22 protein-coding genes are annotated in these 26,283 nt (G+C 42.8%); 5 read left to right on the top strand and 17 right to left on the bottom strand.

Features of this window, described 5'->3' with window-relative positions; genetic code table 11:
• Positions 1-253: 253 nt before the first annotated feature.
• From lipA to leuS, 12 genes are all read right to left on the bottom strand, one after another.
• On the bottom strand, positions 254-1,219 hold the full coding sequence (lipA, locus tag HC723_RS00955) for a lipoyl synthase (RefSeq protein ID WP_153446504.1): 966 nt from the start codon (positions 1,217-1,219) through the stop codon (positions 254-256).
• Positions 1,220-1,224: 5 nt separating this feature from the next.
• Positions 1,225-1,932, bottom strand: coding sequence for a lipoyl(octanoyl) transferase LipB (gene lipB / locus HC723_RS00950; RefSeq protein WP_190337900.1), 708 nt, complete (start codon positions 1,930-1,932; stop codon positions 1,225-1,227).
• Positions 1,933-2,139: 207 nt separating this feature from the next.
• Entirely contained in the window at positions 2,140-2,409 is a 270-nt protein-coding gene (gene ybeD / locus HC723_RS00945; RefSeq protein ID WP_153446507.1) for a DUF493 family protein YbeD, read from the bottom strand.
• 180 nt (positions 2,410-2,589) lie between these two features.
• Positions 2,590-3,777: a serine hydrolase gene (locus HC723_RS00940; protein ID WP_153446509.1), complete on the bottom strand. Its 1,188-nt coding sequence runs from the start codon at positions 3,775-3,777 to the stop codon at positions 2,590-2,592.
• 116 nt (positions 3,778-3,893) lie between these two features.
• Positions 3,894-4,694, bottom strand: a complete 801-nt coding sequence (locus tag HC723_RS00935; protein ID WP_153446511.1) for a septal ring lytic transglycosylase RlpA family protein — start codon at positions 4,692-4,694, stop codon at positions 3,894-3,896.
• A gap of 4 nt (positions 4,695-4,698) precedes the next feature.
• A complete protein-coding gene (gene rodA / locus HC723_RS00930) occupies positions 4,699-5,820 on the bottom strand; it encodes a rod shape-determining protein RodA (protein WP_190337899.1) in 1,122 nt (373 codons plus the stop codon).
• A gap of 1 nt (position 5,821) precedes the next feature.
• Positions 5,822-7,723 (bottom strand): penicillin-binding protein 2, encoded by a 1,902-nt coding sequence (mrdA, locus tag HC723_RS00925; protein WP_190337898.1) that lies wholly within the window; start codon positions 7,721-7,723, stop codon positions 5,822-5,824.
• A 6-nt stretch (positions 7,724-7,729) separates the two neighbouring features.
• Entirely contained in the window at positions 7,730-8,200 is a 471-nt protein-coding gene (gene rlmH, locus HC723_RS00920) for a 23S rRNA (pseudouridine(1915)-N(3))-methyltransferase RlmH (protein ID WP_153446515.1), read from the bottom strand.
• Between the two features lie 111 nt (positions 8,201-8,311).
• Complete coding sequence (gene rsfS, locus HC723_RS00915) at positions 8,312-8,629, bottom strand: ribosome silencing factor (protein ID WP_153446517.1); 318 nt, start codon at positions 8,627-8,629, stop codon at positions 8,312-8,314.
• 138 nt (positions 8,630-8,767) lie between these two features.
• Positions 8,768-9,799: a DNA polymerase III subunit delta gene (gene holA, locus HC723_RS00910; protein WP_190337897.1), complete on the bottom strand. Its 1,032-nt coding sequence runs from the start codon at positions 9,797-9,799 to the stop codon at positions 8,768-8,770.
• Positions 9,800-9,804: 5 nt separating this feature from the next.
• On the bottom strand, positions 9,805-10,455 hold the full coding sequence (locus tag HC723_RS00905; protein WP_407701687.1) for an LPS-assembly lipoprotein LptE: 651 nt from the start codon (positions 10,453-10,455) through the stop codon (positions 9,805-9,807).
• Positions 10,456-10,638: 183 nt separating this feature from the next.
• On the bottom strand, positions 10,639-13,233 hold the full coding sequence (gene leuS, locus HC723_RS00900) for a leucine--tRNA ligase (RefSeq protein WP_190337896.1): 2,595 nt from the start codon (positions 13,231-13,233) through the stop codon (positions 10,639-10,641).
• A 121-nt stretch (positions 13,234-13,354) separates the two neighbouring features.
• On the opposite strand from leuS, the gene HC723_RS00895 reads away from it, so the two are divergent.
• The 4 genes from HC723_RS00895 to HC723_RS00880 all read left to right on the top strand — a co-directional run bounded on the left by HC723_RS00895 (position 13,355) and on the right by HC723_RS00880 (position 18,851).
• On the top strand, positions 13,355-13,834 hold the full coding sequence (locus HC723_RS00895; protein WP_190337895.1) for a zinc ribbon-containing protein: 480 nt from the start codon (positions 13,355-13,357) through the stop codon (positions 13,832-13,834).
• Between the two features lie 310 nt (positions 13,835-14,144).
• On the top strand, positions 14,145-15,512 hold the full coding sequence (gene dcuC, locus HC723_RS00890) for an anaerobic C4-dicarboxylate transporter DcuC (RefSeq protein ID WP_153446523.1): 1,368 nt from the start codon (positions 14,145-14,147) through the stop codon (positions 15,510-15,512).
• An 80-nt stretch (positions 15,513-15,592) separates the two neighbouring features.
• Positions 15,593-16,717 carry a M20 family metallopeptidase gene (locus HC723_RS00885; protein WP_153446524.1) on the top strand — a complete coding sequence of 375 codons (1,125 nt, stop codon included), beginning with the start codon at positions 15,593-15,595 and terminating at the stop codon, positions 16,715-16,717.
• Positions 16,718-16,889: 172 nt separating this feature from the next.
• A complete protein-coding gene (locus HC723_RS00880) occupies positions 16,890-18,851 on the top strand; it encodes an LTA synthase family protein (protein ID WP_190337894.1) in 1,962 nt (653 codons plus the stop codon).
• Positions 18,852-19,012: 161 nt separating this feature from the next.
• On the opposite strand, the gene lnt is transcribed toward HC723_RS00880, so the two are convergent.
• The 5 genes from lnt to miaB all read right to left on the bottom strand — a co-directional run bounded on the left by lnt (position 19,013) and on the right by miaB (position 24,809).
• The gene (lnt, locus tag HC723_RS00875) at positions 19,013-20,536 is read right to left on the bottom strand and encodes an apolipoprotein N-acyltransferase (protein WP_190337893.1); all 1,524 of its coding nucleotides are present in this window, start codon (positions 20,534-20,536) and stop codon (positions 19,013-19,015) included.
• 16 nt (positions 20,537-20,552) lie between these two features.
• Positions 20,553-21,461 carry a CNNM family magnesium/cobalt transport protein CorC gene (corC, locus tag HC723_RS00870; RefSeq protein ID WP_153446528.1) on the bottom strand — a complete coding sequence of 303 codons (909 nt, stop codon included), beginning with the start codon at positions 21,459-21,461 and terminating at the stop codon, positions 20,553-20,555.
• A 99-nt stretch (positions 21,462-21,560) separates the two neighbouring features.
• Positions 21,561-22,025: an rRNA maturation RNase YbeY gene (ybeY, locus tag HC723_RS00865; RefSeq protein WP_153446529.1), complete on the bottom strand. Its 465-nt coding sequence runs from the start codon at positions 22,023-22,025 to the stop codon at positions 21,561-21,563.
• A gap of 3 nt (positions 22,026-22,028) precedes the next feature.
• Positions 22,029-23,150 carry a PhoH family protein gene (locus HC723_RS00860; protein WP_153446531.1) on the bottom strand — a complete coding sequence of 374 codons (1,122 nt, stop codon included), beginning with the start codon at positions 23,148-23,150 and terminating at the stop codon, positions 22,029-22,031.
• Positions 23,151-23,384: 234 nt separating this feature from the next.
• A complete protein-coding gene (miaB, locus tag HC723_RS00855) occupies positions 23,385-24,809 on the bottom strand; it encodes a tRNA (N6-isopentenyl adenosine(37)-C2)-methylthiotransferase MiaB (RefSeq protein WP_153446533.1) in 1,425 nt (474 codons plus the stop codon).
• A 280-nt stretch (positions 24,810-25,089) separates the two neighbouring features.
• On the opposite strand from miaB, the gene HC723_RS00850 reads away from it, so the two are divergent.
• On the top strand, positions 25,090-26,271 hold the full coding sequence (locus HC723_RS00850; protein ID WP_190337892.1) for a 2-octaprenyl-3-methyl-6-methoxy-1,4-benzoquinol hydroxylase: 1,182 nt from the start codon (positions 25,090-25,092) through the stop codon (positions 26,269-26,271).
• Positions 26,272-26,283: the final 12 nt, after the last annotated feature.

Genomic DNA, 26,283 nt, shown 5'->3' with positions numbered 1-26,283 from the left:
AATCAAATGGACAAAAAAAAGCCCAAATCAAAACGATTTGGGCATAAAACAATTTTAGGAATTAATATGAAAAAGCAGAAGTAGGATAAGTTTTGGTTAACTTGACGGCCTGTAACCAAAACCAGAATCTTGCTTGCTACATATAATAGGACTCGGCTTTTTTAGATAAGTTCAAAATTAAATGAAAAAAATTGAAAAAAGGCGAAAGATAGATAATACCTTTCGCCTTTTTAGTGTTCAATTAACGATAAATCTATTTTATTTCAATGCCTTGTGCTTGCATGTCTGCATGGTAACTAGAGCGAACAAATGGGCCACAAGCGGCGTGAGTAAAGCCAAGATCAAGTGCTATATCTTTTAATTCATCAAATTCAGATGGCGGAACATAACGTTCAACCGGAAGATGATGACGGCTAGGCGCCAGATATTGACCCAAGGTTAGCATCGTCACGCCATGTGCACGTAAATCTTTTAAGACTTCGACGATCTCTTCTTTAGTTTCTCCAAGTCCCATCATGATGCCAGATTTAGTCGGAATATCAGGGTGCTGCTGTTTGAATTTTTGCAGCAACCGCAGTGACCATTTGTAATTGGCGCCTGGACGAGCACGGCGATATAGGCGCGGCGCAGTCTCAAGGTTGTGGTTAAATACATCTGGCGGATTATCGTGCATAAGATCCAGAGCCACATCCATACGACCACGGAAATCGGGTACTAACGTTTCGATCTTAATGTGTGGGTTTTGTTCACGAATGGCTTTATTACATTCAGCAAAGTGTTTGGCTCCGCCATCGCGTAAATCATCACGGTCAACCGAGGTGATCACCACATATTTTAGCTTCATATCTTTGATGGTCTGAGCCAGTTTTTGCGGTTCGTTGCTTTCTGGTGCATTAGGGCGACCATGAGCAACATCACAGAACGGGCAACGGCGAGTACAAATCGCGCCTAAAATCATAAAAGTTGCGGTGCCGTGATTAAAGCATTCGGCAAGGTTAGGGCATGAGGCCTCTTCACACACAGAATGAAGATCATTTTTACGCATCGCCGCTTTGATTTCTTTAATGCGGGTACTGTCGGATGGCAGTTTGATTTTCATCCATTCAGGTTTACGCAAAACCTCGGCTTTTTCTACCACAACGGTTTTGGTGGGAATGAGTGCCATTTTATCCGCGTCACGATATTTAACGCCTTGTTCCATTTGAATTGGTTTGCTCATGCTACCTACTTATCAAAGCTTATGCTTTTGTGGGTGTATTCAACCTGGTCGTAACCAAGTAACTCGGTAATTTTTTTGATTAAAATAGATTGTACTTCAGGTACGCTATCTGGGCCGTTAACATCTTTCACTTGTACCATTTCCATGCCCGCGTAGCCACAAGGGTTGATGCGAAGGAAAGGGGTAAGATCCATATTAACGTTAAGGGCTAGTCCATGAAAAGAGCACCCCTTGCGAATACGTAAACCCAGAGAACATATTTTTCTCTCGCCAACATAAACGCCTGGTGCGTCAGGATGGGCAGTAGAATCAATATCAAAATTGGCTAAAGTTTCAACCACAATATTTTCGATATGCGTGACCAATTCACGCACACCAATTTTTTTGCGGCGTAAATTGATCAAGAAATAAGCCACGATTTGACCTGGGCCGTGGTACGTCACTTGACCGCCACGGTCACTTTGCACCACTGGGATATCGCCAGTATTGAGTAAATGTTCTTGTTTACCTGCTTGGCCTTGAGTAAATACAGGGTTGTGCTCAACCAACCAGATTTCATCAGGGGTTAAGCTATCACGTTGATCTGTAAATTGGTGCATATCTTGCCAGACAGGCGCGTAGTCTTGCCTACCTAGTTGGCGAACGATCAATTGTTGTTCAAGTGGGCCAGTAACCGGACTGTGATTGATGGTTGGATCGGCTTGATGCTGCATACCTCGTTTATCCTTAATCCGTCCGACTGTTTAGTCGGCTTCCATGTAAAAAGAGAGGGTGATACTGATTATCTATACTCAAGTACGACGGGTATAAGTTTTGGCGTATTATAACCCCCTTTAGTTGGCGTCACTAGAGGTCAACGATAAGGGGTTATTTTATAGTGTAGAAAGTGAGTCTAGCGACCCATAAGCTCAGGCTTAGACTTAAAGCACCATACGCACGATGTCGATCTCGCCTAATTCTTTATACAGTATCTCTACTTGCTCAATCGATGTGGCAGTAATACTAACCGATACCGCATTGTAAGTGCCTTTTGCGCTAGGTTTCACACTTGGACTGTAATCACCCGGTGCATGTTTTTGGATCACTGCAAGGATCAGATCTGGTAGCTCTGGCTTGGCATAGCCCATGACTTTAAAGGTAAATTTGCACGGGAATTCAAGTAAATCTTTTAGGGTTGCTTGTTCTTGCATGGGGGACTCCAAATAAAACATTGAGCTTGTATGGCGAAATAATAATGCTATTAGTGTGAGATCACAACTTTATGAGCTTATATGTAATAACGATGTGATCGATTATCAAGGGGGTGATCGAAAAAAAGCCACCGAAGTGACTTTTTTAATAAAGCGAATCATTTATTCTAAGTGGAATGTTTAGAACCAGCTTTTAAATAATAACACTACGTAATCAACTAAACGGCTGAAAATACCGCCTTCTTTTACGTCTTCTTGTGCAACTAGTGGGTATTGAGCGACATCCTTACCATTTAATTGGTAGAACAATTTACCCACCACTTGGCCTTTCTTAAGTGGTGCTTTTAATTCTTTATCAAGAACAAAGCTAGCGGCTAAGTTTTTCGCTTGACCACGAGGCACGGTGACATGGGTATCTTCGCTCACACCTAAAGAGACTTCGCTCTTATCGCCCATCCAGATTTTCTCTTTAACGAACTCTTCGCCAGCTTTATGTGGTGAAACGCTTTCAAAGAATCGGAAGCCGAATTGAAGTAGTTTTTTACTTTCTGCTTTACGCGCATTTTCTGTTTTAGTGCCCATTACAACCGATACTAGGCGCATATCGCCTTCAGTTGCTGAAGTGACTAAGTTATAACCTGCACCACTGGTGTGACCGGTTTTAATGCCATCCACGTGCATGCTTTTATCCCAAAGTAGACCATTACGGTTATATTGGGTGATGCCGTTGTAGGTAAATGATTTTTGCGAGTAGATTTTGTATTCTTCTGGCACATCGCGAATAAGTGCTGCACCTAAAATAGCTAAATCGTGGGCAGTTGAGTAGTGCTCATCGTTATCAAGACCATGAACGTTCATAAAATGTGAATTTTTCATGCCAATCTTTTGTGCCCATTGATTCATTAAATCAACAAATGCATCTTGCGAACCAGCAATATGTTCAGCCATTGCAACACAAGCATCATTACCTGAATCAACGATGATGCCTTGGTTTAACAAATCAACGCTGATGGTTTTACCTACTTCAATGAACATCTTTGATGAATCAGGGAAGTTTTTCGCCCAAGCTGCATTACTAATGACAACATCGTCATCACGAGAAATGCTACCGGATTTAATTTCTTGACCGATCACGTAGCTAGTTAACATTTTAGTTAAACTGGCTGGGTGACGACGTTCATCCATATTTTTTTCAGCTAAAATTTTACCTGAATGGTAGTCCATTAAAATATAACTAGCCGCGGCAATATTAGGAGCATTCGGTACAACAATAGGATCAGAAGCTAAAGCACTCGCCGAGATAAGCGATGCTGATAATGCCAATGATGGGATGAGTATAGTCTTTAGATATTTAGCAGTATTTTTCATGAGATATAGGCATCTATTAGTATAGGTGGACGTAAACTGTCCGTATCTTAGCAGATTCATTTGCGTAAATCAGATATGGATTGTGTTTTTCTAAAATGAAAATAAAACTCAATTGCTTATTTTCGTGTTTGGTGTTTCATAAATGCAGTTTGATAGCCTGAACTTTGTAGTTTGAGTAGCGCCGCATTGGCAGCGTCTTGATCTTTCCACGGCCCAAGCATAATGCGATTTATTTTGTTTTGAGTAACAACGCTATAAGGTGCTGAGTAGGTTTGACCAAGTTGTTTGGCTAAAGTTTCCGCTTTATTTTTATTAGAGATGGCAGCCACTTGGATCAGGTATTCATCTTTAGAATAGGCTTGATCGACTTTGGTTTTTGGCGTAGTGATGTATTCCACTTTTACCGGCGCGGTGCCCGCTTGATACACACCAAGTTTGTAGGCAGCAGCATAACTTAAATCAATAATGCGACCTTCATGGAAAGGACCACGGTCGTTGACTCGCACAATCACGGTTTTGCCATTGTCAGTATTGGTGACTCTGACATAGCTTGGGATTGGCAAGGTCTTATGCGCAGCCGACATCGAATACATGTCATACACTTCGCCGTTAGAGGTTAAATGGCCATGAAATTTTTTGCCATACCAAGACGCATAACCGGTTTGGGTGAAGCCCTTAGTCTCTTTAACGATCTTATAATCTTTTCCACGCAAAGTGTAATCACGGTTGCCACTACGACTAAAAGGTTCATAGCGAGGATGCGCGTCTTCCACATGAGAGACAGAAAGGGGCTTTTGTGGTGCTACATCATCACTTAGCTTATAGCGATCGTTTGATGAAGAACAGCCCGCTAAAATCAACAGCACGCTAATTAGTGCATAGCTAGTCAAACGTTTAAGATATATCGTCAGTGTCATTAATTTAGTTCGCCTTTGAAAGCATTTTACGATGAGTATGAATCGACATTAAGATACCGAAACCTGCCAATAGTGTCACCATGGAAGTACCACCGTAACTGATTAATGGCAAAGGTACACCGACCACGGGTAAAATACCACTGACCATGCCCATATTGACAAATACATATACAAAGAAGCTTAAAACAATACTGCCACCCATCATGCGACCAAAAGCGGTTTGTGCTTGAGTGGCAAGATATAAGCCGCGCGCAATAATAAATAAATACACCGCCAGTAAAATACTGACGCCTATGATGCCCCATTCTTCTGAGATCACTGAGAAAATGAAGTCGGTATGACGCTCGGGTACAAACTCAAGTTGTGATTGTGTGCCATGCAGCCAACCTTTACCGGTTAGGCCACCCGAACCAATTGCGATTTTACTTTGAATAATATGATAACCGGCGCCAAGAGGATCGGACTCTGGATTAAATAAGGTTCTCACTCGCACTTTTTGGTACTCGTGCATTAAGAAGAACCATAAAATTGGAATAAAAGCGCCAACGGTTATTGCCGCTGTTGAAATGATCTTCCAACTAATGCCGGCTAAGAAAATAACAAAAATACCCGATGCGGCAATCAATATTGAAGTACCAAGATCCGGTTGCTTGGCGATTAAAATGGTCGGGACAAAAACCAGAACCAGAGATATGACTAAGGTTCTAAACGTCGGCGGTAGGGCTTGTTTACCAATGAAACGAGCCACCATTAAAGGTACCGCGAGTTTGAGTAATTCGGAAGGCTGAAAACGTACGACGCCTAAGTCCAACCAACGCTGTGCGCCTTTAGAGCTTTCTCCAAAGAAAAGTACTCCCAGTAATAAGACAACGCCCATGACATATAAAATAGGCGCTAATGATTCAAAGGTTCTTGGGGTGATTTGCGCTAAAAATAACATCACACCAAGAGATAGCAGCATACGCATTGCTTGGCGATCCATCATCTCGGGATTTTGACCGCTGGCGCTGTACATGATCACCAGCCCAATCCCCATTAAAAGTAGGATCCCGAGTAATAAAGGTAGGTCGATATGCAGTCGTTCAAAAAAAGAGCGATTTTTGCCGTTTGATAAGTTCATACCCATATTATTTTTTATCCTTAGCGGATTCGTCTTGGTCTTTACCTAAGATAATGTGATCGAAGATTTTTCGTGCTACCGGGCCGCCGACTTTGGAGCCGCCGCCCGCATTTTCAAATACCATGGAAACGATGACTTGTGGCTTTTTAAGTGGTGCAAATCCCATTAATAATGCATGGTCTCGTAAGTGCTCCGCCACTTCACTGGCATTGTATTTTTCACCTTCTTTTAAGCCATAGACTTGCGCAGTCCCTGATTTAACCGCTGGCTGATATGGAGTGCCATAAAATGCGCGTCGGGCGGTACCACGACTGCCGGTTGCGACAAGGTGCATGCCTTCTTCCGCTATATTCCAAGTAGACTCTTTTACCCCTGTAATCGATGGGAATGTCTTGATCGGGCTTAAAACAGGTTTTGGGTTTGGTTGGGTTTTATCTATGGTGGCACGCAGTAAATGCGGCGCGCGCACTTTACCATGTGAGACTAACACCGATAATGCTTTAGCTATTTGCATTGGAGTGGCGGTCCAATAACCTTGCCCTATACCTACCGGAATAGTGTCGCCTTGATACCACTGGACCCTATGACGAGCAAGTTTCCAGTCGCGGGTTGGCATGTTAGCGCTGCTTTCTTCATGCAGATCGATACCGGTGAGTTCACCATAACCAAATTTATTCATCCAAGTTGAAAGACGATCAATGCCAAGGTCAAACGCCACTTGATAGAAAAAGGTATCGACCGATTCTTCTAGTGCCTTTCTGACATTCACTACCCCATGTCCCCAGCGGCTCCAGTCACGGTAACCTTTGTGGTTGCGTGCATGAGGAATATACCAAATACCCGGATCATTACGAGTGGTTTGTGGAGTGATCACCCCTTCGGTTAACGCCGCCACTGTAATTAAAGGTTTTACCGTTGATGCGGGTGGGTAAATGCCTAACGTGGCACGGTTTACCAATGGACGGTTAGGATCGTTTAGTAATTTGCTATATGCCTTACTACTGATCCCATGCACAAACGCATTAGGATCGTAACTAGGACTTGAGACCATGGCCAACACACCATTATCTTTGGGATCCAGAATAATGATCGCACCACGGCGGTGGTCCATTAAATGGAAGGCATATTGTTGTAAGTCGATATTCAAATTGAGCACAATATCTTTGCCCGGAATGGGCGGTACGTATTTTAAGGTGCGGATGATGCGTCCACGACTGTTGACTTCAACTTCTTGATAGCCGGATGTCCCATGTAAAACATCTTCGTAATAACGCTCAATGCCTAATTTACCGATATCATGAGTATCTTGGTAATTGGAGATTTTGTCTTCTTCGGTTAAGCGGCGAATATCTCTATCGTTGATGCGAGAAACATAACCTAAAACATGAGTTAGAGTGGAGCCATAAGGGTAGTAGCGCTTCAATGCTGCCGTCACTTCAACCCCTGGAAATTTGTATTGCTGCACCGAAATTTTGGCCACATCTTCATCGCTGAGTTGGGTCAGAATAGGAACCGATTTAAAACGTCTGGTTTGACGGCGCTCTTTTTGGAATGCTTCAATTTGTTCGTCAGTAATAGGAAGAATTTTACGCAGTTCGGCGATGGTTTTATCCAAATCTTTTACTTTTTCAGGGGTGATTTCCAAGCTGAAAACAGGGCGGTTAGAGGCCAGTAATTTTCCGTTACGATCATAGATAAGACCACGATTTGGCGCGATCGGAACGATCTTGATACGGTTATCATTTGAGCGTGTTTTGTAGTCTTGATATTGCTCTACTTGGATGTAATACAAATTGGCGAGCAAGATCCCAACCAAAGCTAAGATACCAATAAACGCCACGATTGCACGGCGAGTAAAGAGTTGAGCTTCAGCGGTATAATCACGTATTTGGCTACGTCTACGTCTCATTCTAGATTATTCTCGGTGGTAAGGATGATTGGCGGTTACGCTCCAAGCGCGGTATAAGCTTTCGGCCATGATCACGCGAACTAGTGGATGTGGTAGCGTCAGTGGCGATAATGACCAACTTTGATCGGCTGCTGCTTTACATGCTGGCGCTAACCCTTCAGGGCCTCCAATTAAAATAGAAACATCACGGCCATCAAGTTTCCAGGCATCTAATTGCGCAGCCAGCTCTGGTGTGTCCCAACGTTTTCCTGGAATATCCAATGTAACAATGCGGTTGCCTTTAGGTACTGCTGCCAACATCGCTTCGCCTTCTTTTTGTAAAATACGCGCGATATCAGCATTTTTACCACGTTTTCCGGCCGATATTTCGATAAGATCGAATGGCATATCACTCGGAAAGCGTCGTTGGTATTCATGAAAACCAGTTTCAACCCATTTAGGCATTTTGGTTCCGACGGCAATGAGTTGGATCTTCATGGCGATGATTCCGTAGTGTTTTGTATAATCAGGTATGACGGGGTATCAATGAGCATGCTCGGTTTAGTCAAGAGAAAGCATACTCATTTATGTTGAATTAAAGGTGTAGTTTTAACTCCACAGCTTCTCTAATTGATATAATTCACGATACTGTGGTTGCATCACATGCACCATCACATCACCAAGATCGACGACAACCCATTCACCTTCTTCTTCGCCGTCCATACCTAATACTGCTACACCGGCTTCTTTGGCTTCACTTGCAACATTTTCAGCGATAGAAGCGACGTGACGTTTAGAGGTGCCAGTACAGATAATCATAAAATCCGTCACGCTTGATTTGTCCGTGACATCCAAAGTGATCATATCTTCGGCTTTCATGTCGTCGGCTTTGTCGGCTAAAAAAGCTTTTAGTTCATTGATTTGCAAAGTGAAACCTCATTTATTTAATAATAGTCACGCAAATTAAGTTGCGCTGCGGTGCAATAGTAATAAAAAGTCGTTAAGAATAACATGGATAATTATAGCGAAAGGCGTTGTTTATGCTTGGTATGGCACCTAAATAGACTATAAGTTTGGCATGCTCACGTTATTTTCAGGCAAACAAAATGCTAAAGAAAGCAGGGCTAATTGGAGCCAGCTGTCTTGGCTAAAGGTTGTTTTGACCGTCAATTCTAATGTAGTGAGTTGCTGAATAAGTTGTCGTAATTGCGATGAATTAAGTCGTTGTAGTGCAGCGGTGTAAAAAGGGCGCTTATTTTGCCAGATCCGATGTTGATCAAAAATATGACCAATTGATTGTCGTGCTGCTAAGGCTTGTTGCATTTCATGTAATAAGAACAGCTCTCTTTGTACAGTACGCAATAAAATAATCGCTTCTTGTCCTTCCGCTTCCAATTGACGCAAAATCCGTTGTGCTCGCTTGGCTTGACCTGTCAATAAGGCATCGGTCCATTGGAATGGGGTGAAATGATTATGACGACTGAGCGCCGCTTCAACCCGCAATAATGTGAGTTTTCCGTCCGGGTAGATCAGTGCCAGTTTTTCAAGGCTTTGTGCTAATGCCAATAAATTGCCTTCATGCCATTGAGATAGCATTTGAATCGCTTCTGCATCGGGAGATAATTTCAGTTTGCGGCAGCGTTGCTGAACAAATTGTGGCAGATAGCGTAATTCAGGGCTGTTGCATGACACCAACGCGCCTTGAGCATGCATGGCTTTAAACCATTTAGCATTTTCTTGAGCGCGAGTCAGTTTATTGGCAATAATGATCAATAAAATATCGGGATTTAATTGCGTTGCTAAATTAGCTAACTCTTTGGCTGAAGCGGTACTCACTCCGGTTTCAGGTATCTCTAATTCGATGATCTGTTGGTTTGAAAATAAACTTAACGCTTGGCAGCAGTCGTATATCTGCTCCCAATTAAGTTGCTTATCCAGACAAAAGCGATGTCTTTCTAAGAAACCTTTTTGCTTGGCTGCTTGATTAATTAAATCTCGGCTTTCTTGTAGTAATAGTGGTTCGTTGCCCATAACGAGGTAAACGTTATGCAACTGACGAGATAATTGTTGCTCTAATTTATCGGCAAAAATACGCATGGTGATTATCGAGCTTCGCTATTGGCTATAGCTTCGGTTGTGCTGGTTTGTTGCACCCCGTTGTCTAAATCTTGAGTCGTCGGCTGAGTATCATCAATATTGGTTGGGAAGTCTTTTGGCTGTGTTGCATCTTCAGCTCCAACAGGGATTAGCTGAGTTTGGAGTGTTGCCATTTGACGTAACATTTGTTCGGCAGCTTGTACGCGCATTTCATCTAAAATCAGATCTTTTTCGACAGATTTAGCCAACGCTGCCATTGGGTTATCAAGGTAACTACGCGTGACATGTACGCTGTAAGCTTTCGGGTTATAACCTGGAACCGTGACGATATAACTGGTGTTGTAGCTCAGTTCATATTCGGCGGCACGCGCATTTTGATAAAGAGATAACGTGCGATCACTATCGCTGTCACTTAATACGTGTAGGTTAGAAACGTTTTTCGCCGGTGGCACGATCTTAACCCCATTCATCAATAATTGTTTTTTTACTTCACGGGTGATCATGCCGTAGTCATCAAAACTGGTGACAGAAATGGTTTTGACATCATCAGGCAGAAGATAATCCCCACGTAAATGGAAGCTACACGCAGTACTCATCATTGCACATGCGGCAATGATCAAAAGACGAAAATGGAATTTAGAAAACAAACGTGTCACCAAGTTATCCCTCTGTGGCAGTGTTATATCCCCGATTTCCTTGAAACGACAGTTTCAATTTTGGGGTATGAATTTGAAAAGCTTATCTTATGCACTTTCATCAATGTTAAAGCAAAAGTGACAAAAATGTATAAGATAAGCGTAAATAACCGTGTATTGGTTACTTACGCTTTAATTTTTAAATTAGTTTGCGACTAGGTTGAGAAGTTTACCCGGTACATAAATCACTTTACGAATGGTTAAACCATCGGTGAATTTAATCACATGCTCGTTAGCCAGACCAAGCGCTTCGACTTCTTCTTTAGTTGCATCGGCAGCCACGGTCAGTTTAGCTCGCAGCTTACCGTTCACTTGTACAATGATAAGCTTTTCATCTTCAACTAAAGCTTTTTCATCAAAAGTTGGCCAGTCACAGGTATCGACTTTTTCGCCACCTAATGCTGCCCACATTTCAAAACAGATATGTGGAGTGATTGGGTACAGCATGCGAACCACTGCTTTTAATGCTTCATCTAGGATGGCGCGATCTTGCTCATTGGCTTGAGGCGCTTTACCCAGTTTGTTCATTAATTCCATGATGGCGGCAATCGCGGTGTTAAAGGTTTGACGACGATCGATATCATCAGTCACTTTAGCAATGGTTTTATGCACATCACGACGCAGCGCTTTTTGGTTACCAGTTAAAGAGGCCAGATCAAGTGCAAAGCTATCGCCTTGGGCTGTATGTTCACCCACTAGTTTCCAAACGCGTTTCAAGAAGCGGTTTGCGCCTTCTACACCAGATTCTTGCCACTCGAGTGTCATGTCAGCGGGCGAAGCAAACATCATAAATAAACGCACAGTATCGGCGCCGTATTTATTGACCATTTCTTGTGGGTCGATGCCGTTGTTTTTTGACTTAGACATTTTGATCATGCCCGAGTGTTCAACATTTCGGCCTTGATCATCAACCGCTTTTTCAATGCGACCTTTACCATCACGTTCAACCGTTACGTCAGTTGGTGCAACCCATTCTTTGGTGCCTTTCTCATTGGTGTGGTAGAAAGCATCTGCGAGTACCATACCTTGGCAAAGCAATTGTTTGAATGGTTCGCTTGAAGTGACATAACCGGCATCACGCAACAATTTATGGAAAAAGCGCGAGTACAATAGGTGCATACAGGCGTGTTCAATACCGCCAACATATTGATCAACAGGCAGCCAGTAGTTGGCTTTTTCAGGATCTAAAATATCGTCAGCTTGTGGGCTACAGTAGCGAGCGTAATACCAAGACGATTCCATAAAGGTATCGAAAGTATCGGTTTCGCGTAAGGCATGTTCACCATTAAAGGTGGTTTCAGCCCACGATTTATCCGCTTTGATTGGGCTAGTTACGCCATCCATCACTACATCTTCAGGCAAGATAACTGGCAGTTGGTCAGCTGGAACAGGGTGCACAACGCCATCATCGGTGGTGACCATTGGAATTGGTGCGCCCCAGTAACGTTGACGAGATACACCCCAATCACGCAGGCGGAAATTGACGGTTTTCTTGCCTTTGTTTTCAGATTCTAGTTTGGCAGCAATGGCATCAAATGCGGCTTGGAACTCAAGACCGTCAAATTCACCAGAGTTAAATAACGCGCCTTTTTCAGTGTACGCCGCTTCAGAAACGTCTGGTTGGTTACCTTCAGCATCTAAAATAACTGCTTCAATATCTAAGCCGTATTTAGTGGCAAATTCAAAGTCACGTTGATCGTGCGAAGGAACCGCCATAACTGCGCCCGTGCCGTAATCCATTAACACAAAGTTGGCGACAAAAATTGGCACTTCACGTCCATTTAATGGGTGAATTGCTTTAAGGCCAGTGTCCATGCCTTTCTTTTCCATGGTAGCAAGCTCTGCTTCGGCTACTTTGGTGTTTTTACATTCGTCACAAAACGCAGCCAATTCAGGGTTATTTTTCGCCGCTTTAGTCGCCAGAGGGTGACCGGCTGCAATGCCCACATAGGTCACACCCATTAATGTATCTGGACGAGTGGTGTAGACTTCGAGATCCGATTGACCGTCGACTTTAAATGATAATTCAACCCCTTCAGAGCGACCAATCCAGTTGCGCTGCATGGTTTTTACCATATCAGGCCAGCCATCAAGGTTGTCTAAATCATCTAATAACTCTTGAGCGTATTCAGTGATTTTAATAAACCATTGTGGGATTTCTTTTTGCTCAACTGGGGTGTCACAACGCCAGCAGCAACCATCTTCTACTTGCTCGTTGGCCAGTACGGTCATGTCGTTTGGACACCAGTTAACCGAAGAGGTTTTTTTGTACACTAAGCCTTTTTGATACAATTTAGTGAAGAACTCTTGTTCCCAGCGGTAGTACTCAGGCGTACAAGTAGCAAATTCACGCGTCCAGTCATAACCAAAACCTAATAGTTTTAGTTGGTTTTTCATGTATTCAATGTTTTCGTAAGTCCAAGGCGCTGGCGCAGTTTTGTTTTTTACCGCCGCGTTTTCAGCAGGAAGGCCAAACGCATCCCAACCAATTGGTTGCATCACGTTTTTACCTTGCAAGCGTTGAAAACGAGAGATCACATCACCAATGGTGTAGTTACGAACGTGACCCATATGCAGTCGTCCACTAGGATAAGGGAACATCGACAGGCAGTAGAATTTCTCTTTATCAGCATCTTCAGTCACTTCGAAGATTTTATTGTCATTCCAGTACTGTTGAACTTTTTGCTCAATGTCTTGTGGATTGTATTGCTCATTTAATTTCGCTACTGGTTTTTGCATCTGGGTATCCGATTTCGTAAATTTGTGAGATCCGTTAGATCAGGCCATACTTGATCAGCATAGAATACCTTAAAGCAGTGACACTCAACAATAGCCAAATCATAATAGACAGGAGTCCGCTATGCCAAAACGCCAACAGGAATACAAACAAGTTTTAGAACAATTATTAGAAAGAGTGAAGAAAACACCCGAAGAGCTTGAAAAAGCATTAGAAACACCGAAAGAAATGCTCGATGCAGTCAAAGATATGACCAAAGATGAAATGGCATTGATCCAACAATATTTAAAATCAGATTTAAAAGAATTTTCAGACAGCTACCAAAAAAGCCAAGAGGACGAAGATGATCCGTTTATGACGGTGGTTGCTGAATCTATTTGGGAAGGTTTACTTGAAATTACCGATAGAACCCAAGTTGAATGGCGAGAAGTATTTAAAGATATCGAACATAAAGGCTTATATGAAGTGGGCGATATTATTGGTTTAGGCGCGTTGGTGTGTGAAAAATGCGGTCATCGCCAAGAATACACCCATCCTCATGAAATCACCCCTTGTATGCAATGTGGTAATCATGCTTTTACCCGTATGCCATTGAAGCCTTAATTCACATTACTATTACTCGTTTCTATTCATCATAAATATAATATTTAACTATTTATGCTGAACGAGTAAGGTTGCTACTTTGTTTGTGGTTGTAAGGTTTATTGTTACAGGCGTGTTCGGTTTTTTGTGTTTTGGTATGAGTGTTTTTTGATAAAAAGCACTTGTATCGATAAATTTTCGTGTTACAAAGAAAAAATTGATAAAGATTAAGTTTTCTCATTACGGCATTTGATAGGTTGTGTGCCAACAAATATTAAAAATGATGATTGTTAATCAAAACACATCGCATAATTTAAAAAGGCAAACAACTATGTTAGAACTATTAATCGGTCTTGCTGTGACTGTTGTAGTGGGTTATTTCATTGTAAAAGGCTACAAACCTACTGGCGTGCTATTAGCGGCGGGTACCTTCTTACTTCTTATCGCACAACCTCTTGGCCATTCGGTTCTTCCTCAAGGAATGGAATCAACGGGGAACTTCTTCACCGATTCATTGATGTTTTTGAAATCGACATTACAAAGTTACAGCGGCGGTTTAGGTCTACAAATTATGCTGTTATGTGGCTTTGCGACTTATATGACGCATATCGGTGCCAATAATATTGTGGTGAAACAATTTTCAAAACCACTGTCTTTTATTAAATCACCTTATATCTTATTAGTTGCGGCTTATATTGTCGCTTGCTTGATGTCTCTAGCGGTAAGCTCTGCTACTGGTCTTGGCGTGCTATTGATGGCGACATTGTTCCCAATGATGACCGCGATGGGTATTTCTCGTCCAGCCGCTGTGGCAGTATGTGCGTCTCCTGCTGCTATCATCTTGTCACCAACGTCTGGTGATGTGGTTATTGCCGCGCAAAAATCAGGTATTCCTCTGCATGTGTTTGCGGTTGAAACTGTATTACCTGTTTCTATCTCTGCCATTATTGTAATGGCGATTGCGGCGTACTTCTGGAATAAATATCTCGATAAAAAAGACAACACTCCAATGGAGAAAGTTGATATTTCAGATATGGATACCAGCGCTCCAGCTTATTATTCTATTTTGCCATTCTTACCTATTTTTGGGGTTTTCCTATTCAACGGCCAAACCATTAAAGGTTTAACATTAGATATTTATACCATCGTGGTGTTGTCAATTTTCATTGGCGCGGTGGTGCATTATGTTTCTAACCGCTGTAATGGTAAGAAAGCACTCGAAGATCTTGAAGTGTGTTATCAAGGTATGGCTGAAGCATTTAAAAGCGTCGTCATGCTATTGGTTGGTGCTGGTTTGTTCGCTCAAGGCTTAATGTCTATGGGGGCGATTGATAACCTACTTGCCCTTGCCAACAATGCAGGCGCAGGTGCGGTCGCGTTAATGTTGTTATTAACCGCCATTACGGTCGCAGCGTCGGTTGCAACCGGTTCTGGTAATGCCTCTTTCTACGCATTTGTTGAACTTGCGCCATCACTGGCGGCGAAAATGGGCATTAACCCTGCGTTCTTGATCATCCCAATGCTACAAGCGTCTAACCTTGGTCGTACTATTTCACCAGTTTCTGGGGTGATCGTGGCGACATCGGGTATGGGTAAAATCAGTCCGTTTGATGTGGTTAAGCGCACCTCGGTTCCTGTATTCTGCGGTCTAGCAACCGTGATCATCGGTACGGTGTTCTTAGTGCCAATGATGGCGTAACCCCGATACACCTTTGATAATGCCCATGACTTTCTAGCTGAGAGTTGTGGGCTTTTTTTTAATTCTTTTGAGGTGAGATAATGACTCAGTCTTTTGATTTACAACGTTATATCCAGCAACTTGAAACTTTAGTCAATGTGGATTGTGGTACTCGTACTGTGCAAGGTGTGGCGAAAATAGCCGATATTCTTACGCCAATGTTTGAACAAATTGGTTTTAGCGTCACTCGCCATCATGTCAGTGACGAAGCGGGACCTTGCTTAGAAATAACCAATAAACCAAATGCAGAATTTTATGATGTGATGTTAAGTGGCCACATGGATACGGTATTCCCTGAAGGCACGGTAGCAAAACGTCCGATGAGTTTGGATGAGCAAAAAATCTATGGCCCTGGCACATCGGATATGAAATCGGGCATTTTAAGTGCTTGGTATGCATTGCAGCAGTTGAGCGATGAAGAACGTGATCGCTTGGCGATTGTGGTGGCACTAAATTGTGATGAAGAAATTGGGTCACTGTATTCTCGCACTTGGATTGAAGAAATGGCGCGTAAAAGTCGCCGTGTTTTAGTGTGTGAAGCGGCACGTACCAGCGGTAACTTGATCCGCTCACGTAAAGGTAATGCCAAATACGAACTGATCTTTAATGGTGTAGCCTCGCATGCAGGTTCGGCTTTAGAAGAGGGCGTATCGGCTATTTATGAATTAAGTCATTGGGCGCTGGCGATTAAAAACTTAGTTAACCTTGAAACTGGTACCACTATGAATGTGGGTGTGATTGAAGGCGGTTTAGTGGTTAACGTAGTACCAGATTTTGCCAAGGCGACGGTTGATTTACGTTTTTGGAGCAATGAAGAAGCGCAAATTATTGATGATACCCTACGCGCGATGGCCAAAACGCCATTTGAAAAGGGGGCAAGTGTGGAAGTGAACCGCTTAACCTTTAAACCGTCGATGCAACCAACGGATGCCACGCAAGTGATGATGACAATTGTTAGTGAAGAAGCGGATAAGCTTGATATTCAATATGGCTGGGAAGATGCGGGTGGCGGCTCTGATGGTAACTTTACTGCCAATGTCGGTACACCAACCTTAGACGGTTTTGGCCCAATGGGATCGGGGTTTCATTCGGATAAAGAATTTCTATTAATTGACTCGATCAAACCAAGAATTGATTTACTCGCTAATGTGTTAAAGCGGTTGTAACGGTCGATCTAGCGTAAAGTGAAATACTCTACATAACCCATAAATAGGAGCCGATGTGCTCCTATTTTTTTATTTATTGATAATGTCTGCGATAAACATCTAAATTTCGTAGACATGATTCCTATAGAAATGATATTTTGCACGCCATTTTGAAAATTTAGAGAATCAGATATTGGAAATTTTTAAGTCGTTCTTCGGTGTGTTATTCCCTGTTGTTGCCATGTTTGTTATTGGCCTTATTCTTCTATCTATGTCGCGTATTTGTTTGTGCGTCTGGAAGCGTGAGCGAGTTAAAAAAGCCAATGGCTTAAAAGCAATTTTGATTTCTGGCTTGCGTATGGATGTGGTGACGCTTTGTTATCTACTGATTCTACCAAGTTTATTAACTTGTTTATTTACTGGCTTTGATGCGATTAGTGGTGTTTGGCTAACCGCATTACGTATTTGGTTTGTGGCTGGTTTATGGTTGTTAGTCTATATGGAGATCGCAACCCCAAGTTTTATCGATGAGTATGACGTTCGCCCCAATCGTTTCTTTGTTGAATATCTGATTTACCCGAAAGAAGTGTTCAGTATGCTGTGGACGGGCTATAAATTAGAGCTGTTTATTGGCCTTGTGGTGTCGATGTTAACCTTATATTTAGGCTGGTGGTTTACTGGCTTGTTAGTGTCTGATATTGCCAGTCCTGCTTGGTATTGGCGTTTACCGCTAGGTTTAGTAGCGGTAGCTTTATGTGTGCTTGGGGCTCGTTCAAGCTTTGGTCATCGTGGCATCAACCCATCTATGATTGCTTTTTCTCATGATCACTTAATGAATGATTTTGCGCTAAATTCAACTTACTCAGTTCTGTATGCAATTAAGCTAATGCGTACTGACGAAGATGCGTCTTCTTACTATCCAAAAATGCCGCAAGACAAAGTTATTGATCTTATTCAACAATCGACCCATATAGATCAAGCTCAATATATTCATCCTGAATTACCAACCCTAGTTCGCCGTCCTGCCAGTTATCAAGGTAAGCCAAAAAACTTGGTGATTTTATTGCAAGAAAGTTTAGGTTCACGTTTTGTGGGTGGATTGGGCGGTTTACCATTAACGCCGAATTTAGATGAAATACTCAAAGAGAGTTGGTATTTCACCCGTCTATATGCAACCGGAACTCGCTCTATTCGTGGTATTGAAGCGGTAACCAGTGGTTTTTCACCAACACCGGCCAATGCAATTGTAAAATTGTCGAAAGGGCAGAAAAATTTCTACACCATTGCGCAAACGCTATTTGATAAGGGCTACCATACTCAATTCATTTATGGTGGAGAAAGCCATTTTGATAATATGAAGGGTTATTGTTTGGGCAATGGCTTTACTGATATTCAAGATCTGCCTACTTTTATTAAGCCGCAGTTTATTGGTTCGTGGGGCGCATGTGATGAAGATTTATATGATAAAGCACATCAGCAATTTACCGAGTTAAACAAAAGCGATAAGCCGTTCTTTAGTTTTGTGTTTACTACCACCAACCACTCTCCTTATGAATATCCAGAAGGTAAGATTGAGCTGCATAACACGCCTGCAGCGACGCGCGAAAATACCGTGAAATATTCTGATTTCGCTTTTGGTGAGTTTATTAAGCAAGCCAAAGCATCAGATTACTGGGACGACACTATCTTTGTGGTTGTGGCGGATCATGATTCACGCGTTTGCGGTGATCAAGCGGTGCCGGTCGATTACTTTAACATTCCAGCGATTATTTTCGGCGGTGGTGTTGAAGCGAAAAAAGATGACCGTATTGCCAGTCAGATTGATTTACCACCAACGTTATTATCTATGATCGGTATTGATAACTTTGGTCCAATGATTGGCCATGATTTAACCCAAGATATCGAAACCTCGAAGCTGCGTGCCATGATGCAATACCATGATACTTTTGCTTGGATGAATAACGATAATCAAGCGGTAGTGTTTGAGGCCAATAAACCAGTCAGTTCTTATCAATATAATCCTCAAACCCATCATTTAGATGCGATGGATTTACCGCAAGCTATGATTGATATTGCCAATGCTAACGCCTTATGGGGCAGCTTGGCTTATAAGAATGACTACTGTCACTGGGGTAAGATCAAGCAAGCGATGTGATAGCAAGAGACCTAAGCATGCGAATCTATAGCGTGGTATGAAAATCACGGGTAACAAAAAGGCAGCCTATCATCATTGGTGATAGGCCGCCTTTTTTATTGCTATTTGCTTACAGAGTTGTTTTTGGGTAAATACGATAAGAGTAACCTAAACCCAAACCCCTAGCGTTGCTTATAGCGATTACGCAGCAACCAAGCGCCACCTAAACCAATAACACTCCACAGGTACAATAACCAAGAACCAATAGATCGGTAAGGGGTATTACCTGTTGTAGATGTGACTTCAGCGTTTAACACTTCGGTTTTAAACTGTGGTACTTGTTTAGTGATACGGCCTCTGTAGTCCGTTACCGCGGTAATGCCGTTATTGGTTGCACGAATGAGTGGTTTACCCAACTCTAAGGCTCGCATGCGGGCAATTTCCATATGTTGGATAGGGCCGATAGAACGTCCAAACCAAGCATCATTTGATAAGGTCAGAATAAAGTCAGTATCATTGGTGACATTTTGTCTGACTTGCTCGCTGAAAATGATTTCATAACACAAAGCGGCCAATAAATGACGGCCGTTCGCCACCAAGTTAGGCTGAATAAAAGCACCACGTTGGAATGATGACATTGGTAGATTAAAAAATGGTGCGATCGGACGCAATAAATCACCAAATGGCACAAACTCGCCAAAGGGCAGTAAATGGTGTTTGCTGTAACGCTTAGCAGTATCGTAATCGTAAGGGCCTTGACCATCTTTACCAAGGGTTAAGACATTATTGTAAAAGCGACCCATATCATCTTGCGATAACACACCCGTGATCAACGCGGTATTGTTAGTACGCGCAGCGGTATCAAGGTTTTGCAGGAAGGCAGGTAAGTCTGATTCTAATGCCGGGATCGCAGCTTCCGGCCAAATAACAATATCAGATTGCCAGTTCTCACGACTCATATCGGTGTATTTCATTAAGGTTGGCCAGCGGTGGCTTGGCAACCATTTTGATTTTTGATCGATATTACCTTGGATTAACGCAAATGAGGTTTTACTGGCCGGATTCAGCTTAACCCATTGCACTTGGTTTAAAGCATAACTTAAACCTACAATGGCGACAGGAACGGCGAGATATTGCCATTTTCGACTGCGCAACACGTACACGAGGCTGCCGGCAATGATCCATAGCATTAGCGTAATCGACTCTACGCCTGAAACAGGGGCAAAGCCATTGAGTGGGCTGTCGATTTGGCTGTAACCCAACCATAACCAAGGGAATCCGGTAAACACCCAACCACGCAACCAATCATTAAATAACCAGAATATCGGCGCGGCGATCAATAAACGACGACGATTATTAGTCGGGAAAAAACGGTTTAAAAAGCCACCAAAAAGAGCAGGGTAAATGGCAAGATAGGCGACCAGAAGGGTCATTAAGAAGACGCTCGCCGCTTTAGGCATGCCGCCAAAGGTATCGATACTGACATGAACCCAATGGATCCCAGTACCAAATTGACCTAGACCCCAAGCAAAGGCAATCCAAGCGCCGGCTTTCGCAGTTTGTGAATCGAGTAGCAAAAGTAACAGGAATGGGCTAACCAGCGCGATCGGCCAGTAACTAAAAGGTGCAAAAGCAAGTGTGGTGGTGGCGCCAATAAAAGCGGCCAAAAGAGGCCGCCATAAGCGCTGAATCAAAGTTGATATCATTCGCGGTTAATGCTTCTTAATTATTGGTTGTCTCAGGTTCAATATTTGTCTCTGAGTTATTTGGGATGGTGACTTGCAGTTGATTGACGCGGCGATTATCACAAGCGGTCACTTTAAAAGTATAACCATCTATATCTACCGACTCGCCACGTTCTGGCAAGTGACCAAAGTTGATCATGACTAAACCACCGATGGTATCGACTTCGTCATCACTGTAAGTAGTGTTAAAGGCATCGTTGAAATCATCGATGTCGGTTAAGGCTTTAACCGAAAAAGTATGTTTGCTTAACTGGCGAATATCGGCGCTTTCTTCATCGTCAAATTCATCTTCAATTTCGCCAACAATTTCTTCTAAAATATCTTCGATGGTGATAAGACCGGACACGCCGCCAAATTCATCGACCACAATCGCCATGTGATAGCGTTCTTCACGAAACTCTTTCAATAAGCGATCGACACGCTTACTTTCAGGTACTACCACGGCAGGGCGTAATACTTCATTGAGTGTAAATGGCGTACTGTCTGACACCAAATAACGTAATAAATCTTTTGCCAGCAGCATTCCTTCAACATGATCTTTGTCTTCGTTAATCACAGGATAACGAGAGTGAGTCGCGTCGATAATTAAGGTTGCAAGGGTATCTAAATCATAATCACGACTGATAGTGACCATTTGAGAGCGAGGGATCATAATATCCCGTACACGCATTTCTGAAATTTCCATCACTCCTTCGAGCATGTCACGAGTATCAGGGTCGATTAAATCATTTTCTTCTGAATCTCGAAACACTTCCACTAGCTCTTGGCGATCTTTAGGATCACCTTGAAACATTTGAGCTAAACGGTCGAAGAAGGACTTTCTACTGGGACCTTCAGATTTGTCGTTCTTACCTTCTGCATGAGAAGGTGAGTTATCATTGTTCATGTTTACTCTTTAGTTATACCAAACACAATAATTGTGAATCTTGAAGTATTGTGGTTGGCATGATGACTATCAACAGCGGATAGCGCGCTTATTTATTAATTATTCTTTTTCTGAGATGTAAGGGTCGTCAAAACCCAATTTTTGCATGATCTCAGTTTCGATGGTTTCCATTTCTTCCGCTTCGTGATCATCAATATGATCATAACCTAACAGATGAAGCGAGCCATGTATAACCATGTGTGCCCAATGTGCTACCAGAGGTTTATTTTGCTCTTTCGCTTCAGCTTCAACCACTTGTTGGCAAATGATTAAATCACCCAGTAAATCTATCTCAATACCAGGTGGCGCTTCAAACGGAAAAGATAGCACATTAGTTGGCTTATCTTTGCCACGGTAATCACGATTGAGTTGTTGGCTTTCTTCCGCTTCAACAATCCGAATGGTTAATTCCGCTTGCGGTTGAAATAAAGGGATCACCGCGTCTAACCACTCTTGAAATTGAGCTTCTGGTGGTAATAATTCGTCATTTTCGACGGCAATTTGAAGATCGAGTTCAATGCTCATGGATTAATCCTTTGGCTGTGCTGGTGTACTATCGACACCAGCAGTCTTGTCAGCATGATTAAAGATCGCTGCGGCTTGTGCTTCACGTTGCTCACGCTCTTTACGACGACGTTTGTCGATAATATCGCGTTCTTTTTGATCTTTGGTTTCCCACTTCTCGTAGGCGTTAACAATGCGAGCAACCACAGGATGGCGCACTACATCATCGGCAATAAAGAAGTTAAAGCTTATATCACTGACATCCGATAACACTTCAACCGCATGACGAAGCCCTGAGCGAGCACCACGAGGTAAATCGATCTGAGTCACATCACCGGTTATCACGGCGCGAGAATTAAAGCCAATACGCGTTAAGAACATTTTCATCTGCTCAACGGTGGTGTTCTGGCTTTCATCTAAAATGATAAAGGCATCATTTAGAGTACGACCACGCATATAAGCCAGTGGCGCCACTTCAATCACGTTACGTTCAATCAGTTTTTCAACCCGCTCAAAGCCGAGCATTTCAAATAATGCATCGTAGAGTGGACGTAAATAAGGGTCGACTTTTTGGCTTAAATCACCAGGTAAGAAACCGAGTTTTTCACCCGCTTCAACCGCAGGGCGAGTCAATAGAATACGGCTGATCTCTTGACGCTCAAGCGCATCTACCGCCGCCGCAACCGCCAAGTAAGTCTTACCCGTACCCGCAGGACCAATACCAAAAGTAATGTCGTGAGTCACAATATTAACTAAATATTGACCTTGGTTTGGGGTGCGAGGTTTAATGATGCCTTTTTTGGTTTTTATAAAGACTTCTTTACCGTATTCAATCACTTGTTCTTGTTGCTGCTCTAAAATACCAGATTCTTTCACCGCAAGATGAATGTTTTCAGGTTCAATGTCGGCAATTACACCACGAATAGGAGAAGTATCAACATACAAGTCTTTAAGAATATCTAAACCCGCGGCGGCAGTATGAGGCTTGCCAACAATGGTGAAAAAATGACCGCGATGGTTAATTTCGACACCTAAACGGCGTTCAAGATGTTTGATATTGTCATCAAAAGGGCCACATAAACTGGCAAGTCTGTGGTTGTCGGAAGGTGTTAAGTTGATTTCAAGTGTGACGATTTTATTACTCACTAGGTCCCTCTCAGAGTTTTGCGGTTCAATATCCCCGTCCTACTTGAAGTCGCAGTTTTGTTGTTTATAAACAATAGGTGGTTACAATCACTCACCCCAATCTCTTAGACAAGCTCTCTGTTTACAAAAGCTAAGCTCATTGGGATGAGTATCCTTACCGCCTCACTGCAACTTCAATTAGTTTGGGTATAAAAAGTTGACCGCTTTTTTATATCATTATAGAAGGATATGGAGTTAAGGAACGAAAGTCACAACCCCTAAATCATCTTCTTTGCGTGTTTTTTTCATCATATCGGTTGGTGATACCGCAGAACGTAAGCCCATTTCTGCTTCAGTTCGCACCAATTTACCGCGTAATGAGTTTGGCAATACTTCAGTGATTTCGATATCAACAAACTGACCAATCAGATCTGGCGAGCCTTCAAAGTTCACTGAACGGCTATTTTCGGTACGTCCAGTCAGTTGCATCAAGTCTTTTCTCGATGGACCTTCCACTAAAATACGCTGAGTCGTTCCAAGCATTAAGCGCGAGTATCGCATAGCTTGTGCGTTAATTTGTTGTTGCAGTTCATACAATCGGTCTTTCTTCTCTTGCTCGGGAATATCGCAAGGGAAATCGGCCGCAGGCGTGCCAGGACGAGGCGAGAATACAAAACTAAAGCTCATATCAAAATCAATCTCTTTGATAAGCTTCATGGTATCGGCGAAATCTTGTTTGGTTTCACCAGGGAAGCCAACAATGAAATCAGAACTGATTTGAATATCTGGACGCGCTTTACGCACTTTACGAATGATAGATTTATATTCAATCGCAGTATGAGGGCGCTTCATCATCGTTAAAATACGGTCTGAACCACTTTGAACTGGCAAGTGTAAGAAGCTCACCACTTCCGGGGTATCTTTGTACACTTCAACGATGTCATCAGTAAATTCTAATGGATGGCTGGTGGTAAAACGAATGCGATCAACGCCATCAATTGAGGCGACTAAACGCAGCAAATCGGCAAACGAGCAGATATCACCATCAAAGGTTGGTCCACGGTAAGCATTGACGTTCTGACCTAATAAATGGATTTCGCGTACACCTTGATCGGCAAGTTGAGCCACTTCAAATAAAACATCGTCCATCGGGCGGCTAACTTCTTCACCGCGAGTGTAAGGCACGACACAATAAGTACAGTATTTTGAGCAGCCTTCCATAATCGAAACATAAGCGGTTGGGCCTTCGGCTTTTGGCTCTGGAAGATTATCGAACTTTTCGATCTCAGGGAAAGATATATCCATTACTGGACCGGATTTTGCTTGAGACTGTCTGATCATCTCAGGTAAACGGTGCAAGGTTTGTGGACCAAATATAACATCAACAAAAGGGGCACGACGACGAATGTGATCGCCTTCTTGAGTGGCGACACAACCACCGACACCAATCACCACGCCTTCTTTTTTGTCTTTTAATGTTTTCCAACGACCAAGTTGGTGGAACACTTTTTCTTGTGCTTTTTCACGGATCGAACATGTATTTAAAAGTAATACATCTGCTTCCGCTGGATCTTCGGTCAGTTCATATCCGTTTGCGGCACCTAGTAAATCGGCCATTTTAGATGAATCATATTCATTCATCTGACAGCCCCAAGTTTTAATTAGCAGTTTCTTACTCATTATCACATTCGCTCGTATTAAATCGGTTTTGGGTTGAGCTTTTGCTCATCATTATTGGTTAGATTTAAGCAGTTTGTGCCACAGGGATCTAGCCAGCGGCGTATTGTACTGCTTTAAACCTCACCTGACTAGGGGGGAGAAGTAACAAAGCAATCTCTGCATAATAGACCTAAAAATGCTATGGATAATTGCGGTGGGAAAGTTGAATAATTTGAACATCATGGCTGCAAGAAAGTGGGAAAAGGGTAGAATGTGATCATTAATGATTATGAGAATAAATATGTCTAAGTTTGATGTGGTGGTAATTGGTGGTGGTATGGTCGGTGCCGCGGTTGCACTTGGCCTAGCTAAGCAGAAAAAACGAGTCGCTTTGGTTGAGGGGGTTGAGCCGTTGGCTTTTGAAGCTTCGCAACCGATGGATCTGCGCGTTTCTGCTATCTCAAAAGCATCGGTTGATCTTTTGCAGCAACTTGGCGCATGGGACAATATTGCGACTAAACGAGTGTTACCGTATTTGGGGCTAGAAACTTGGGAACACCCTGAATGTCGCACTCGCTTTCATGCCGATGAGATTGGTTTAGATAAACTGGGTTATATGGTTGAAAACCGCTTGTTGCAATTAGGTTTGTGGCATCAGTTTGAGCAATACCCTAATCTCGAATTATTTTGCCCAGATAGCCTTGATCACCTCGAATTTAATGACGCATACAACAAAGTAGTCTTAGCTTCGGGTCAGACTCTAGAAGCTTTGTGGGTGGTGGGAGCCGATGGTGCTAACTCGAAAGTGCGTCAACAAACTAATATTGGTATTACCGCTTGGGATTACCGTCAGCGTTGCATGCTGATTAATGTCGAAATGCCACCTCAAGCCAATAATGCTCTACGTGATACCACATGGCAATGGTTTACTCCGACCGGTCCACGTTCATTTTTGCCCTTAGCACCACTGGCGGATGGGCGTGAACAAGGCTCATTAGTGTGGTATGACACGCCACAGCGAATCAAACAATTACAGAACATGCCGGTTGAAAAATTAAGTGAGGAAGTGCTCACTCATTTTCCTGCCGAGCTCGGTGATATTAAAGTATTGCAAGCGGGATCGTTTCCTCTGACTCGTCGTCACGCACAAAAATACTTTGCTAAACGATGTGTGTTAGTCGGGGACTCTGCCCATACTATTAATCCATTGGCAGGTCAGGGGGTCAACCTTGGCTTTAAAGATGTATGGGCCTTACTTGAAACCATTGCTGATAAAGGTCTTGAGTCTGAACAAGCGTTTATTGACTATCAACAACGCCGCCGCAGCGATAATTTACTGATGCAAACGGGAATGGATTTTTTCTATAAAACCTTTAGTAACGATATCGGTCCATTAAAATTGGTGCGTAATACGGTATTGAAAGCCGCGCAACATTCCGGCGACGTTAAGAAACAAGTGCTTAAATATGCGCTTGGTTTATAGGCTTAGTTATTA

The organism is Vibrio sp. S11_S32, from assembly GCF_014694465.1.
GTDB lineage: Bacteria > Pseudomonadota > Gammaproteobacteria > Enterobacterales > Vibrionaceae > Vibrio > Vibrio algicola.
Note: the sequence above shows the minus strand (reverse complement) of the source record. Positions and strands in the feature narration are given on the sequence as shown.